This is a genomic window from Elizabethkingia sp. YR214 (assembly GCF_003058195.1).
In the GTDB taxonomy this organism is placed as follows: domain Bacteria; phylum Bacteroidota; class Bacteroidia; order Flavobacteriales; family Weeksellaceae; genus Elizabethkingia.
Genome location: NZ_QBUH01000001.1, coordinates 249,138 through 263,554, shown reverse-complemented (window position 1 = coordinate 263,554; position 14,417 = coordinate 249,138). Strand labels below are relative to the sequence as shown.

At 36.2% G+C, this 14,417-nt stretch carries 14 protein-coding genes; 9 read left to right on the top strand and 5 right to left on the bottom strand.

The window, feature by feature from the left end:
• Nucleotides 1-31 precede the first annotated feature (31 nt).
• From C8J95_RS01090 to catB, 8 genes are all read left to right on the top strand, one after another.
• Nucleotides 32-2,140 carry a TonB-dependent receptor gene (locus C8J95_RS01090; RefSeq protein WP_107807255.1) on the top strand — a complete coding sequence of 703 codons (2,109 nt, stop codon included), beginning with the start codon at nucleotides 32-34 and terminating at the stop codon, nucleotides 2,138-2,140.
• Nucleotides 2,141-2,309: 169 nt separating this feature from the next.
• On the top strand, nucleotides 2,310-3,017 hold the full coding sequence (locus tag C8J95_RS01085) for a hypothetical protein (RefSeq protein ID WP_107807254.1): 708 nt from the start codon (nucleotides 2,310-2,312) through the stop codon (nucleotides 3,015-3,017).
• Nucleotides 2,993-3,514, top strand: coding sequence for an acyl-CoA thioesterase (locus C8J95_RS01080; RefSeq protein ID WP_034871703.1), 522 nt, complete (start codon nucleotides 2,993-2,995; stop codon nucleotides 3,512-3,514). Before C8J95_RS01085 ends, C8J95_RS01080 begins: the two co-directional genes overlap by 25 nt.
• A 90-nt stretch (nucleotides 3,515-3,604) precedes the next feature.
• Nucleotides 3,605-4,546 carry a 2-hydroxyacid dehydrogenase gene (locus C8J95_RS01075; RefSeq protein WP_107807253.1) on the top strand — a complete coding sequence of 314 codons (942 nt, stop codon included), beginning with the start codon at nucleotides 3,605-3,607 and terminating at the stop codon, nucleotides 4,544-4,546.
• 29 nt (nucleotides 4,547-4,575) lie between these two features.
• On the top strand, nucleotides 4,576-5,820 hold the full coding sequence (locus C8J95_RS01070; protein WP_107807586.1) for a serine hydrolase: 1,245 nt from the start codon (nucleotides 4,576-4,578) through the stop codon (nucleotides 5,818-5,820).
• Between the two features lie 20 nt (nucleotides 5,821-5,840).
• On the top strand, nucleotides 5,841-7,670 hold the full coding sequence (locus C8J95_RS01065; protein ID WP_107807252.1) for an Ig-like domain-containing domain: 1,830 nt from the start codon (nucleotides 5,841-5,843) through the stop codon (nucleotides 7,668-7,670).
• Between the two features lie 3 nt (nucleotides 7,671-7,673).
• Complete coding sequence (locus C8J95_RS01060) at nucleotides 7,674-8,126, top strand: heme-binding domain-containing protein (RefSeq protein ID WP_107807251.1); 453 nt, start codon at nucleotides 7,674-7,676, stop codon at nucleotides 8,124-8,126.
• 150 nt (nucleotides 8,127-8,276) lie between these two features.
• Complete coding sequence (gene catB / locus C8J95_RS01055; protein ID WP_107807250.1) at nucleotides 8,277-8,903, top strand: type B chloramphenicol O-acetyltransferase; 627 nt, start codon at nucleotides 8,277-8,279, stop codon at nucleotides 8,901-8,903.
• A 38-nt stretch (nucleotides 8,904-8,941) separates the two neighbouring features.
• Here catB and C8J95_RS01050 read toward each other — a convergent pair whose 3' ends face one another.
• From C8J95_RS01050 to C8J95_RS01030, 5 genes are all read right to left on the bottom strand, one after another.
• Nucleotides 8,942-9,451, bottom strand: a complete 510-nt coding sequence (locus tag C8J95_RS01050) for an NUDIX domain-containing protein (RefSeq protein WP_107807249.1) — start codon at nucleotides 9,449-9,451, stop codon at nucleotides 8,942-8,944.
• 1 nt (nucleotide 9,452) lies between these two features.
• Nucleotides 9,453-10,382: a site-specific tyrosine recombinase XerD gene (gene xerD, locus C8J95_RS01045; RefSeq protein WP_107807248.1), complete on the bottom strand. Its 930-nt coding sequence runs from the start codon at nucleotides 10,380-10,382 to the stop codon at nucleotides 9,453-9,455.
• Between the two features lie 22 nt (nucleotides 10,383-10,404).
• Nucleotides 10,405-10,845 carry a dCMP deaminase family protein gene (locus C8J95_RS01040; RefSeq protein WP_107807247.1) on the bottom strand — a complete coding sequence of 147 codons (441 nt, stop codon included), beginning with the start codon at nucleotides 10,843-10,845 and terminating at the stop codon, nucleotides 10,405-10,407.
• Complete coding sequence (locus tag C8J95_RS01035; protein WP_107807246.1) at nucleotides 10,845-11,603, bottom strand: enoyl-CoA hydratase/isomerase family protein; 759 nt, start codon at nucleotides 11,601-11,603, stop codon at nucleotides 10,845-10,847. Before C8J95_RS01035 ends, C8J95_RS01040 begins: the two co-directional genes overlap by 1 nt.
• A gap of 127 nt (nucleotides 11,604-11,730) precedes the next feature.
• The gene (locus tag C8J95_RS01030) at nucleotides 11,731-13,224 is read right to left on the bottom strand and encodes a catalase (protein ID WP_107807245.1); all 1,494 of its coding nucleotides are present in this window, start codon (nucleotides 13,222-13,224) and stop codon (nucleotides 11,731-11,733) included.
• A gap of 98 nt (nucleotides 13,225-13,322) precedes the next feature.
• On the opposite strand from C8J95_RS01030, the gene C8J95_RS01025 reads away from it, so the two are divergent.
• Entirely contained in the window at nucleotides 13,323-14,276 is a 954-nt protein-coding gene (locus C8J95_RS01025) for a hydrogen peroxide-inducible genes activator (protein ID WP_009086889.1), read from the top strand.
• The last annotated feature ends 141 nt before the right edge of the window (nucleotides 14,277-14,417 follow it).

Sequence of the window (14,417 nt, the reverse complement as noted above, 5' to 3'; positions counted from 1 at the left end):
CATCCTTTTATTCCACAACTAATATGTGAGAATGAAAGGATTATTTTTTTTATCAGCACTAAGTGCTGCATCAATAGCTTTTGCACAAAGCAAAAAAGATACGATTCGGGAAATTGACGAAGTTAGGGTTATCAAGAGACTTCCCATAACGAAAGATATCGTTAATGTAGAAAAAGATTTGGGAAGAAAAAATCTGGGACAGGATTTGCCTTATCTTCTTAAAAATCAAACATCAGTAGAAACAACAACCGATGCCGGTAACGGTGTAGGATATACAGGTTTAAGAATTAGGGGTGTAGATGGTACTCGTATCAATGTAATGCTGAATGGTGTTCCATATAACGATAGTGAATCTCAGGGAACCTTTTTTGTAAACATTCCGGATGTTACATCTTCAGCTTCCAATGTTATTATCCAGCGTGGAGTCGGAACATCTACCAACGGAGTTGCTGCTTTTGGAGCAAGCGTTAATATTATTGGACGAGACCCGGAAGAACAACCATATTTCTCTACTCAAAATTCTGTAGGTTCATTTAACACTCATAAACACTCCTTTGAAGCTGGTACAGGAAGTTTACTAAATGGTAAGCTCTCCTTTATGGGACGTTATTCCATTATAAAATCCGATGGTTATATAGACAGGGCTTTTTCGGATCTTAATTCCTATAATTTCGTCGGAGTTTATAAGGATGGAAATACAAAGATCCGTTTTCAGACTTTTGGTGGAGATCAACAGACTTATCAGGCATGGAACGGAATTTCCAAGGCTCAGTACGAGATTAATCCGCGCTACAATCCATCAGGAGAAATTTATGATAAAGATGGTAAAGTCATAGGTTTCTATAAAAATGAAACAGATAACTACAAGCAACAACATTATCATTTATTATGGGAGCAACGTTTCAATGATAACTGGAAACTAAATACTACTTTACACTATACACGTGGTTTGGGGTATTACGAAAATTATAAATCCAATCAGAAATTCAGTAAATATGGAATTCCGCCATATGTGATAGGAGCCGAAACTGTTACAAGTGGTGATATGATTCGCAGAAAATGGCTGGATAATGATTTTTATGGTATTGTATCGGAGCTAAATGGTAAAGTAAACAATTGGGATCTTAATTTTGGTGTAGTTGTCAATCAGTATTATGGCAGACACTACGGGCAAATTATAAGCGGATCCAATCTACAGCAAATCAATCTTCCAATTGAATATTACAGAAATAATGCAACTAAAAATGAGATCTCGGGTTATGCCAAAGCTTTGTATAGATTTGGTAGCTTAGAAATGTTTGGTGATCTGCAATTGCGAAATATTACTTATCATTCCAATGTGATAAAAGCGAATGCTGAGGAAGCTCCGACATTTGATAAAAAGTTTACATTCTTTAATCCTAAAGTTGGATTTAATTATCATCTGGATGGAGGCACACTATATCTGTCCTATGCAAATGCTCACCGTGAGCCGGTAAGAGATGATATTGTAAATGCTCCGGATGTAAAACCTGAGACGCTTCATGATTTTGAATTAGGATATAACAAAACTTTCAACGGATTATCAATAACGGCGAATGCTTATTACATGCTGTATAAGGATCAATTGGTTCTTATCGGAGCTATTAATGGAGTGGGGGCTTCACTGCGAAAAAATGTAGGAAGAAGCTACCGTGCCGGAATAGAATTGGGAGCAGGATATCAGTTCTCAGAAAAGTTTAATGCTTTACTAAATGCTACTTTTAGTCAGAATAAAAACAAAAACTATATCATCCAGCTTTCAGAAACGGAGACTGAAAATTTAGGAACGACGAACACTTCTTTCTCTCCAAACTTTATCGGAAACCTTACTCTGAACTATCTTCCGGTTAAAGATTTACAGTTTTCACTGGTGAATAAATTAGTTGGTTCTCAATATTTAGATAACACGAATGCGCCGGAGAGCAAAATAAAGTCTTATTATCTGTCAGATTTTATAGCGAGTTATCAGGTTGCATGGGGCAGAACTGATATAGGATTCAGCCTGTTGGTAAACAATATATTTAACCAAAAATATATTAATAATGGTTACTCTGGTCCATTCTATTATGCACAGGCAGGAACCAATTTCTTAGCAGGGATCTCTTTAAAATTTCACTAAATCATCTTCTATATTAATTTACTTTATTTTGGCTACAGCACGCATTTATGTGTGCTGTAGTTTTTACTATGGATAAGATAGGTAAGATATTGAATGATTATATTTTAAAAAATACAAGTGACTCTCTACTTCTATTTTGCAGTCCTGTAATAAAATAATAAATTTGCCCATGATGAATATTGCACAGCAAATCATACATGATTTACAAAGCCGGAAGAGAGTAGAGCTTTCTGGCTTAGGGACATTGAACCTCATTACCAAGCATGCAGAAGTAGATGAGGCCAATGATAAAATTCTTCCGCCGAAACAGGAAATAGAGTTTATTGCAGATAAAAAAGCCGTAGAAAATAGCTATACCAGTCACGCTCAGGAATGGATAAGAGAACTGATGTCAACAGGAGAAGTTCAGGTTAAAGGTCTGGGAAAATGGATGAATAATGCCGGAAAAGTTATTTTTTTTCCGGAAGAAAAAATTCTGAGTAACTCTTTTTATGGTCTTGAAGAAATTTCATTACCTAAAGTTACCCGCATTCAGCCAGTTCAAAGTTTACAAAATGAAGCTAAGAAAGCCAGTGATTATAAAGCAAACAGATCATGGATCTGGATACTTTTAGCACTTGGGGGTGTAGGCGCTATTTCTTATTTCGGAATTACACAGAAAGATGAAATTTTTGGAAAGAAATCTTTTGATAATGCACAACCGAAGAAAGTACATGTACCTACTAAAGAAGAATTGTTGCAAAAACAGCAACAGGAAGCAGTAAAGCTGAAGATGGATAGTATAAAGGCAGATAGTATAAAAAAAGATTCAATAAAAAAGGCTACTCCCCACTGGAGTTCAAAAGATAAAAAATGGAGAAAAAGAAAAAAGCACTAGAGTCATTAACTGTAATGACCAATATTGTATTGCCAAATGAGACAAACTCTTTGCGTAATCTTTTCGGAGGAGAATTGCTTGCAAGAATGGACAGATGTGCTTCTATATCGGCATCCAGACATAGTGAGCGCAGAGTAGTAACGGCTTCTGTAAATCACGTTTCCTTTAATGCACCTATTCCGGAAGGAAGTGTTGTAGTTTTGGAATCTAAAGTTTCTCGTGCATTTTCTACTTCTATGGAAGTATATGTAGATGCATGGCTGGACGATCCCATTCACAGAAAAAAGATTCATACTAATGCCGGAATCTATACATTCGTGGCAGTAGACGAATTCAATAAACCTGTTCCTGTTCCTGAATTGGAACCAGAAACAGATGAGGAGATTGAGCGCTATAAGGCTGCTTTACGTCGTAAAGAGCTAAGCTTAATTTTATCCGGAAGAATGAAGCCTACAGAATCTGTAGAGCTGAAAAAGCTTTTTGCAGGAGAGATTTAAATCTTCTAAATAACAAAAATAATCCGGCAGATTTAATATTTAAATCTGCTGGTTGTTTTATCTCCATTCACTAATAAACGCCCAATTGTAATGTCAGCACCCTTAATACTCTTATTGGATAAAAACCATCCCCTGATTGTTGAACAGCTTTCGGCAAAAGGATTTCAGTTTGAAGAAGATTACACTTCTTCTTATGATGAGGTTTTGTCCAAAATTCACCTTTATGATGGTATCATTATCCGTAGCCGGATTCCTGTAGATGCCAGGTTTTTTGAAGCAGCTAAAAAACTGAAATTTGTGGCCCGTGTAGGAGCCGGAATGGAAAATATAGATACCCCAAAAGCAGAAGAGTTGGGTATCGCATTAATCAATTCGCCGGAAGGCAATAGAGACTCTGTAGCCGAACATGTTGTTGGAATGCTACTTATTCTGATGAATCGCTTATTCATAGCTTCGTTGGAGGTTAAAAACGGAATATGGCTACGTGAGGAGAATCGCGGAGATGAACTAATGGGCAAAACCTTTGGTATTATTGGCTATGGTAATATGGGAAAGGCTGTTGCTAAAAGATTATCAGGATTTGGTGTGAAAGTTATCTTTTATGATATTCTTCCTGATCTTGGTGATGAATACGCGACACAGGTGAGTTTGGAAACGTTGCAGAAAGAAGCTGATATTATTAGTCTTCATACCCCACAGACTCCCGAAACTCATTATCTAATAGATGAAATCTTCATCCGTAATATGAATAAAGACTTTTACCTGGTAAATACTGCAAGAGGAAAACATATGAAAACCTCGGCATTGGTAGAAGCCTTAAAAGAAGGAAAAGTAAAAGCTGCCTGTCTGGACGTTCTGGAATTTGAAAAAGCCTCTTTCGAGAATATTCAGACCTCAGGAAATTCCGATTTAGACTATTTATTAAATTCTGAAAAAGTAATTGTGACTCCTCACATTGCTGGCTGGACTGTTCAAAGCAAAATAAAGCTGGCGCAATTTATTGTTGACAAGATTTTGCAATTAAATTTATAAATTGCCGTTCCTTAATTCAAATGTTATTTATGAAGAAGTATAGTGCTCTTTTTTTACTTTGCACCTTAACCTTTACGGCTTGTAAAAAAGAAGGTGGAAAAGCACAGTCTAATGATGAAAAATATGAAAGTAAGCTTCCCAACTATGGAAGTGTCAATTTAAAAGAAGTTTTCTCTCCTGAAGATTCTAAACTTGCAGATAGGAATGCAACAGTTCAGGCTATAGATGCTTATTATAAACATGTATGGGAAAAGGGAGATCTTAGTGGTGGTGTTTTAGTTGCTAAAGGAGATGATATTCTGTATGAAAAGTACAGAGGATTTGCCCGTGAGCATAATACCATTCCGATTACAAAAGATGTAGCATTGCATGTGGCATCGGTTAGTAAGCCGATTACAGCTATGGCAGTGATGAAGCTGATAGAGGCAGGTAAATTAAAAATTAATGAGCCACTTACTACATTATTTCCAGGTTTTCCTTATCCGGAAATTACTGTAGAAATGTTATTGAAGCAACGTAGTGGATTGCCTAAATATGAACATTTTCTGGAAGATGCAAAAGTTCCGAAAGCCAATTATATCAGTAATAAATTTATTCTGGATTTTATTATTAAAAATAAACCTGAATTAGCGAGAAAGCCAGATACCGGATTTATGTATTGCAATACCAACTTTGCATTGCTTGCTCTGGTAGTAGAAAAAGTAACAGCGACTCCTTTCCCGGAGGCTATGCAGGAGATGGTTTTCAAGCCTTTAAAGATGAATAATACTTATATCTTTCAGGAAAAAGATATTCCTACGGCAGGGCAATCCTTCTATAACAATGGGAAAAGATTATTTCCTTTGGATTATCTGGACCTGATTTATGGAGATAAGAATGTTTATACAACACCTCGGGATTTGTATAATTTTTCCAAAGCTTTGTACTCTAAAGATTTTCTAAAGCCAGAGCTTATGAATCTTGTATTTCAGCCATATTCTAATGAAAAAGCAGGCGTAAATAATTATGGTATAGGTTTCAGAATGAAAATCTTCAATAATGGAGAAAAACTTACTTATCACAATGGATGGTGGCATGGTTCTAATGCTGTTTTTGGACATTTGCTAAAATCTAAAGTAACGATTATAGCCATCGGAAATAAATATTCTTCCAGAGTATACTCTACCTTAGCTTTATCCGGATTATTTGAAGATTTTCCGTTTGAAAGAGAGCGTCTGAGTAAAGAACTGGATAGACTTCCCGTAGATGAAAAACCTTCTGACGCGGGCGAATAGAAAATTGCTAAATTTGCCGTATGAGAAATGCCTTCTTTTTGTTATTTATAATTCTCTTCTTTTCCTGCGCAAGGGTGGGAGCACCTGTTGGAGGAGAAAAAGATAAAACACCGCCAAGAGTTGTATCCTCAAAACCCGATTCTTTAGCAAAGAACGTTTCGACGAGTCTTAAAGAATTGAGGATTGATTTTGATGAGTATATTACCCTGAAAGATGCATCCAAGCAATTGGTTATTTCTCCGCCTATAAAAAAGCTAAAGAAGATTATTCCGTCTACTATGGCGAATAAGTATATCCTGATCCAATGGGAGGATACATTAAAGGCAAATACAACCTATAATTTCAATTTCGGGAATAGTATTGCAGATAATAATGAGGGAAATGTGCTTCCGTATTACAACTTTGTTTTTTCAACAGGTAGTACTATCGATAGCCTTTATATAAGTGGTAATGTAGATGATGTTCTCCGTCCAAGGAAAAAGAATAGTAAGGATACCAATACAAACGATAAGGATAAACCTCTTGTGGTAGGTTTGTATAAAGCAGATGCAAAAGATTATAAAGAAAAACCATACTATATTTCGAGAGTAGATCCGGATGGATATTTTGAATTAAATTATCTGGCTGCAGGAGATTATAATCTTGTTGCTTTTCAGGATGACAATCAGAACAGTATTTACGATTCAGGGAAAGAGAGAGTTGCCTTTTTACCGGAACCTTTGCACCTGACAGAGCCTAAAAAGGGATTGCGTCTTTTGCTGTCTCCACCAAAGAAAAAATTCAGGTTTGTTGAGAGCAAACCTATTCCGGGAGGTCTTAATATGGTTTTCGAAGGGAAACCGGATGATAGTCTTCAGATAAAACAAGTAGGATCAGCTCTTTCTGATTTTAAAATACAGCGTAAGCCTAAATCGGATTCTGCATATATATGGATAAATCCCAAAGGAAATGATTTCAAAGAGTCTTCAACGAATGTGAAATTCTCTTTCTACAATAATGTGAAGAAAAAGGTTGATACTGTTTCAACATATTATAAAGTAAATACTAAAGACGAGTTAACCCTAAACAATAATTCCGGGACAACACTTCCTCCGGGAAGTAATCTGAGGCTTAAAGCCAATATGGCTTTGGATAAAGTGGATTTCGCACAGTGGGAACTGAAAGCCGATAGTACTACTGTAGTACCATTTCAGGCACAAATTTCTAAAACAAATCCATTTGAAATTCAGGTTGACGCCCAGCTTCTGGCTGGGAAAAAATATAGCCTTAGAGTAGGAAAAGAAAGTGTGTCTGCATTCTATTTTAAAAATGCAAAACCAATTATATTCAATTTTGATGTTGGTAAAAGCGATGAATATGGGTCTTTAGTTTTCCGTTTAGCTAATGCTCCTACTGCACCATTCTGGGTTCAGTTGCTGAATGATAATTTTGATGTTGTAAAAGAGCAGAAGGTTGAAGGTAAAACAGAAATAAAATTCGAAAACCTGAAAGCAGAAACTTACTCTATAAGGATATTAGTAGATAATAATAAAAACGGGGTATGGGACGGAGCCGATTTCGAAAAGCATATCCAGCCGGAAGAGGCTTATCTATATCGTAAAAAAATGACTGTAAAACCTCTTTGGGATAAGGTAGAAAACTGGGATCTAAAAGATACAGCAGTAAATGATAAAGAAGACCAGGAGGATTCATTAATGCCTTCGGGAGCTGGAATTAAGAGTATAGAAGAACAGGAAAAAGAAAAAGCCAAAGAAAAGGCTAAAGATAAAGACGATAAGACGAAGAAAGAGCAGAACGATCTGTATCAGAAACAACAACAGCAGTTACAAAACCCGGGATATCAGCGATAGCCTATGATAAAGAAAATTTTCTTCTGGGGACTTGTTGTACTAGTTGTTATACAGCTTATTCCTGTAAACAGAACCAATAAACCTGTAGATAAGAAAGATAGCTTTGTCAGTATACAACAATCTCCGGCAGTCGTTACGCAGCTTTTACAACGTGCCTGTTATGATTGTCATTCTGATGAAACGAAGTATCCATGGTACTCTTATATTGCGCCTATTTCGTGGACGGTAAAAGACCACGTAAATGAAGGTAAAGCACGGTTGAATTATTCTGAATGGAGTCAGTACAATAAAGATCAGAAAACAACTATATTACAGAAATCTGTTGCTACAATAGAGCAGCGTTCTATGCCAATGCCAGCATATATATTAAAGCATCCGGAAGCAAATCTAAATAATACTGAAAGAAATACACTCACTGAGTATTTTAAGAAGCTGCTGACTGATAATAAGTATTAAATGCTTTATTAGTCATAGTTTCGGTATATTTTTATAAATTTGTCTTATGAAATTAACGCATTAGCTTTTTTAAATTAACATACATCACTTTTTAGGAGTTATTACTATATAACTCCAATTCTTCTATTGTTAAATTTAAAAGTTATAAACGTGAAAAATTTCTTCGAAAGCCCTTTCAAAGGGAAAATCATAAAAGACCATATCCAGAATCCTAATATCATTGCCGGTAAATATTCTTATTATTCAGGCTATTATCACGGACATTCATTTGATGATTGCGCCCGCTATTTGTTGCCAGACAGAGACGATGTAGATAAATTAGTTATAGGATCTTACTGTTCTGTAGGAACTGGGGCTAGTTTTATAATGGCAGGCAATCAGGGACACCGATATGACTGGATATCCAGCTTTCCATTTTTTTATATGAATGAAGTGGAAGTCTTTGAAAACAGTATTGATGCCTTTAAAAATGCAGGTGATACAATCATCGGGAACGATGTATGGATCGGAGGCGAAGCGATGATTATGCCGGGAATAAAAGTAGGGGATGGAGCTGTAATAGGCAGCCGTGCATTAGTAACAAAAGATGTAGAACCTTATGCTATTGTTGGAGGTAATCCTGCAAAACTGATTAAAAAAAGATTTAGTGAAAACGATATAGCAATATTGCTCGAAATAAAATGGTGGGAATGGAATGAAGAGGTTCTTGCAGAAGCAGTGCCGATACTTTGTTCCGGCAATATCAATTTATTATACAAGTTTTATAAGAATATCTGAAAATAAGAAAGGCCCTGTTTTAGGGCCTTTCATTCTATTTATTGTAATCTGTATTTTTCAAAAAATTGCTTTTGCGATTCAAAAGCAATTTCATTCAGATCAATCTCATTTTTTTTAATCCAGATCGTATCAGAAATTTCATGCTCTTCAAGTACAACATCAAATTTTTCTGTTACTTCATATTCAAAGAAAAGATCCATAGTATGGTATAATATATCCTTGTAAGGATAGGTATTAGGAATACTACAAATGTATTTTAGTTTGCTTTCGTCAACTTCTATCTGCATTTCTTCAAATAATTCCCTGCGGCAGGCATTCTCTGCAGTTTCTTCAAAATCTATAAATCCGCCGGCAAGATCCAGCTTTCCATAGGAAGGTTCCTGATTTCTTCGGGTTAGCATAACCTCGTCGCCACACTTTATTACAACTGCAACAGCAGCAGCCGTATTATTGTAAAAAACGAAATCGCAGGATGTACAATGCATTTTCCTTCCGTTAAAAGTCAGACTCCCTTTTCCGCAGCTCGGGCAGAATTGTAGATTTAGCATATTATTCTATATGATGTTTATTGTTTCGTGGGTGAAAATCAATAATAGCAGTCCGTAGGTTCTCTGTATCCAAATGTGTATATACTTGGGTAGTCGTAATACTGGAATGACCCAATAATTCCTGTATGAATCTAAGATCGGCACCATTTTGTAATAAATGTGTTGCGAAAGAATGTCTGAATGTATGCGGAGAAATACTTCTGTAGATCCCAGCTTTTGCAGCCATTTCTTTGATCATGATAAATACCATTACTCTGGATAAAGCGGTTCCTCTGGTATTCAGAAAAGCTACATCTGTGCTTTTTGGAGCTACACGCATGTGGCTTCTGGTATGCTGAATATAATTCTGAAGAATTTTTTGAGTGTAAGGAGCCAATGGAACAAACCTTACTTTCTTGCCCTTACCTTCAACCCTGATATAAGATTCATTAAAATTAATATCAGATAGTTTTAGGTCAATTAATTCTGAAACACGGAGGCCACAGCCATAGAGAACTTCGATTATACAAAAGTTCCGCTGTCCGATATCAGTACTCTGGTCAATAACTGAAACTAGTTTTTCCACATCATCAAAACTAAGGGTATCCGGCAGGTATAAACCCAATTTTGGACCCTCCAGTAAAGATGTAGGATTTTCCTGTATCAATTCTTCTTCGAAGAGATATTTATAAAAAGCTTTTGTAGAAGATACCCAACGAGCCTGAGTTCTTTCACTAATGCCTTGTTTAGACTGATATTGCATAAAGTCTAGTAAATGATCATAAGTGATATTTTCAGGCGAAAGGTCTCCTAAAAATTCCTGAGCATACTCTGCCAGTTTTTTTAGATCTCTGATGTAAGCATCTAAAGTATTGTTGGAAAAGTTTTTCTCGAATTTTAAGTATTCTGCAAAGTTTTTAATTTGTGTATCCCAATTCTTTTTTTCATCCATGTGTGTGTTTTTGATATTATTTTTATATTATATTCTCAAGGTGTGTGTCGTGTATTTGTAATATTTCAACCCCTGCTTCTTTCAGGAATTTAAGCCCCGCATCATCGGAATAGGCATCGATGTATACCAAACGTTTAATGCCGGACTGGTGTATAAGCTTACTACATTCCTTACAAGGAGATAAAGTAAGATATAACGTTGCTCCTTTACATGATTGTGTAGAATTAGCCAGTTTCAGAATTGCGTTAGCCTCAGCATGAAGAACATACCAATGTGTCTTTCCCTCTGTATCCTCGCAACAATTTTCAAATCCTGAAGGTGTCCCGTTATAACCATCCGAAATAATGGTACGGTTATTCACAATCAGTGCCCCTACCTGCTTTCTTTTGCAATAAGAAAGTTTGGCCCATTCTTTAGCCATACGGAGATATGCGATATCAAATTTAGTAATCTCACCCCCCATTAGAAATTTGGTTTTCTCTTCTCTATAAACGCTGCAACTCCTTCTTTTTTATCTTCCAGTTCGAATAATTTTCCGAAAGATTTTATCTCCTTTTCAAATCCGTTTTCAGAATATGAAGCATTTACAGCAGCAATAGCTTCCGTAATAGCAAGAGGTGAGTTTTTAGCAATTGTAGATGCCAACTCTTTTGTTTTATCCATCAAGTCAGCTAATGGAAAAACATCATTTACCAATCCTATTTCTTTAGCTCTTTGAGCAGGAATCATTTTCGCAGAGAATATAATTTCGTTGGCAAGGCCTTTACCTACTAATTTTGGAAGCCTCTGTGTCCCGCCATATCCAGGGATAAGGCCTAAAGTAACTTCTGGTAAGCCTAATCTGGCAGTTTCAGATGCATAACGGATATGACAAGCCATTGCCAGTTCTAGTCCTCCACCCAGTGCAAAACCATTAATTGCGGCAATAACCGGTTTCTTTAAATTTTCAATTTTATCAAAAACATTTATATGTCCTTTTCTGGACATTTCTTCTGCCTGAGCAGCATTATAATCTGAGAATTCTTTAATGTCGGCTCCTGCAACAAAAGATTTTTCACCACTTCCGGTAATAATAATAACCCGGACTTCCGGATTTTCCTCAGCATGGGAAACAGCCTCATTAATCTCCTGCAAGGTCTGTCCGTTTAGTGCATTCAGACTCTCAGGGCGATTAATTTCTATTGTAAAAATATTGTTTTCCTGGCGTGTGTTAATGTTCATATTAGCTTCTTTTTGTAAGAATTATATCTCTAATTTTTGAAAAAAAATAAAGAATATTAGTTAAAAGTAATAAAAAAAACCAAACTACAAAATATGAGTTTGGCTTTATCTATAAAAAATTGATATTTTATTGGGTTGAATGTTGCATCTGGCTGGCGTCTATAGTTACTCCAAGGCTGGCTGCTATTTTTATCCCCAGATCAATGTTAGCTCTGAAAAAATGGCATAATTGTCTATTGATAATAAGATCTTTTTTCTCCCCTTTTATTCCTTTCATATGTTCCACGATATTGTGAATAAGATTTTTTCTATCCTCGTCATTCATCGCTTTGGAATATAAAAGTCCGGGCTGTGTGTAGTGATCGTTATCATCCTTATTTCTATCGAAGAATGCTACGTGAGCGCTATCCAATTCCTCTTCGAAAGGTTTATATGCCGGATCCGGAGCTATGTTGTCAAAGCTATTCGGGAAATAATTAGGTGCATCTCCGCCGTTGTCTCCCATAGCCATATAACCGTCTCTCTGGTAGTTGTTTACCTGGAAAGGACATGCGTTTACCGGTAAATAATGGGAATTGACACCAACTCTGTAACGATGAGCATCAGCATAAGAGAATAAACGTCCCTGAAGCATTTTATCCGGAGAGAAGCTGATACCGTCGACAAGATTACTTGGTGCAAATGTACTTTGCTCAACATGTGCAAAATAGTTTACAGGAACCTCATTCAGTTCCATAACACCAACATCGATTAATGGATATTCACTATGTGGCCATACTTTAGTAACATCGAAAGGATTCCAACGGAAGTTTTTAGCCTGTTCCTCAGTCATTACCTGTATTTGCATTGTCCATTTTGGGAAATTTCCGTTGTCTATTGCATCTACAAGATCTTCCTGAGCAAAATCCGGGTTTTTACCCTTCATTTCAGTAGCCTCTTCATTGTTGAAATTTTTGATTCCCTGATGACTTTTAAAATGGAATTTTACCCAATGTCTTTCGTTCTTGTCATTAATCATTGCAAAAGTATGAGAACCATAGCCATGCATATGTCTGTAGCCATGAGGAGTACCCCTGTCGGACATCAGTATTAATACCTGATGTAGAGATTCTGGATTCAGAGACCAGTAATCCCACATTACAGTATGGTCTTTAAGGTTAGTTCTTGGTACTCTCTTTTGGGTATGTATAAAGTCCGGAAACTTCTTTGCATCTTTAATGAAGAATACAGGAGTATTGTTTCCAACCAGATCCCAGTTACCATCTTCAGTATAAAATTTCAGAGCGAATCCTCTTGGGTCTCTTTCCGTATCAGCACTTCCTTTTTCTCCACCAACGGTAGAGAAACGGGCAAACATCTTACATTCATTTCCTACTTTAGAGAAAAGCTTTGCACGGGTATATTTACTAATATCACCAGTTACAGTAAATTTTCCGTAAGCACCAGAACCCTTAGCATGTACAATCCTTTCAGGAATTCTTTCTCTTACAAAATGAGCTAAATTCTCTTGTAAAATAAAGTCTTGTAATAAAACAGGGCCTCTGGAACCAACAGTTTGTGAATCTTCATGATTGTAGTATGGTATCCCGGCTGCGTTGGTAAGCTTCTTTTTATTTTCCATAACTGTATTTTTATTTAAGTATTTTTGGATTAGTAAAATTAGGCATTTTATCAAAAAGAAAATAGCTATATTTGTTATACTTTTAATTTATATATTCTATGAATATCCAACAACTTGAATACTTGATCGCTGTTGACAAGTATAAACACTTCGGTAAAGCAGCGCAGGCATGTTTTATAACACAACCAACATTGAGTGCGATGATTCAGAAATTTGAAGAAGAGTTGGATATCAAGATTTTTGACCGTACAAGCCATCCTATTCGCACGACAGATGCCGGTCAACAAATTATAGAACAAGCCAAAAAGATTATAGATGATGTTATGGAACTCCGTAACAGGGCCAATCTCCTGAACAATATCGTGTCAGGGAAAATTAATCTTGGAATTATTCCTACAGTATCTGCATTCCTGCTGCCTAATGAGATCTTTGATTTCCTCAGAAGAAATCCTAAGATTGAAATGAATGTGAAGGAAATGACTACAGAGAATGTAATTAAGGCACTAAAATCCGGTGAGATTGATGCGGGGATTATTTCTACGCCTTATGCCGCCGCAGATGAATTCTTTAGTGATTTTCTGTACAACGAAGAATTGTTGATTTATTCTTCTAATAAAGATCTTAACAAAGACGGAGACAGCTTCATTATCCCTGAAGATATTGATCTGGAAGACGTATGGTTATTATCAGAAGGAAACTGCCTTCGTACGCAGGTAGAAAATATCTGTAAATTAAAAGAAAACGAACTGAAGCCATCTAATCTGGATTTCAAAGCATCCAGCGTTAATACTTTGGTTCAGATGGTAGACAGAGTCGGAGGATTGACGGTTATTCCGGAAATGGCTGTGGATCACCTTACGGAAGGACAAAGAGAAAAGGTCTTCCATTTCAGAAAACCTTACCCGAAAAGAGAAATAAGTCTTATTTATTATAAGCCAACATACAAGCAAAAACTTCTGGATGAAATGACGGATTCTATTCGTGAATCACTGAAAAATAAACTGAAGTATGATGCCGCACCTGCAGATTTTGTGGGGGTTAAGCCGGAGTAGACTAAACCTCTACTAACTTAGTATGATAAAAAGCATCTTTTGTTTAATTGTTTTTTAAATAAAAGATGTAAATTTGCAACCAAGTTATTGAGAGGAAAAATTTGTGCTGATTGCAACCTCATTAAAAAAATGCTAAAACGG

Excerpts from the sequence above, each read along its gene's own strand:
- xerD (WP_107807248.1), bottom strand. The coding sequence starts at position 10,382 with ATGGATGAAAAAAAGAATTGGGATACACAAATTAAAAACTTTGCAGAA.
- C8J95_RS01085 (WP_107807254.1), top strand. The coding sequence starts at position 2,310 with ATGATGAATATTGCACAGCAAATCATACATGATTTACAAAGCCGGAAG.
- C8J95_RS01075 (WP_107807253.1), top strand. The coding sequence starts at position 3,605 with ATGTCAGCACCCTTAATACTCTTATTGGATAAAAACCATCCCCTGATT.
- C8J95_RS01035 (WP_107807246.1), bottom strand. The coding sequence starts at position 11,603 with ATGAACATTAACACACGCCAGGAAAACAATATTTTTACAATAGAAATT.
- C8J95_RS01060 (WP_107807251.1), top strand. The coding sequence starts at position 7,674 with ATGATAAAGAAAATTTTCTTCTGGGGACTTGTTGTACTAGTTGTTATA.
- C8J95_RS01090 (WP_107807255.1), top strand. The coding sequence starts at position 32 with ATGAAAGGATTATTTTTTTTATCAGCACTAAGTGCTGCATCAATAGCT.
- C8J95_RS01065 (WP_107807252.1), top strand. The coding sequence starts at position 5,841 with ATGAGAAATGCCTTCTTTTTGTTATTTATAATTCTCTTCTTTTCCTGC.
- C8J95_RS01025 (WP_009086889.1), top strand. The coding sequence starts at position 13,323 with ATGAATATCCAACAACTTGAATACTTGATCGCTGTTGACAAGTATAAA.
- C8J95_RS01080 (WP_034871703.1), top strand. The coding sequence starts at position 2,993 with ATGGAGAAAAAGAAAAAAGCACTAGAGTCATTAACTGTAATGACCAAT.
- C8J95_RS01040 (WP_107807247.1), bottom strand. The coding sequence starts at position 10,845 with ATGGGGGGTGAGATTACTAAATTTGATATCGCATATCTCCGTATGGCT.
- C8J95_RS01050 (WP_107807249.1), bottom strand. The coding sequence starts at position 9,451 with ATGCTAAATCTACAATTCTGCCCGAGCTGCGGAAAAGGGAGTCTGACT.
- C8J95_RS01030 (WP_107807245.1), bottom strand. The coding sequence starts at position 13,224 with ATGGAAAATAAAAAGAAGCTTACCAACGCAGCCGGGATACCATACTAC.
- C8J95_RS01070 (WP_107807586.1), top strand. The coding sequence starts at position 4,576 with ATGAAGAAGTATAGTGCTCTTTTTTTACTTTGCACCTTAACCTTTACG.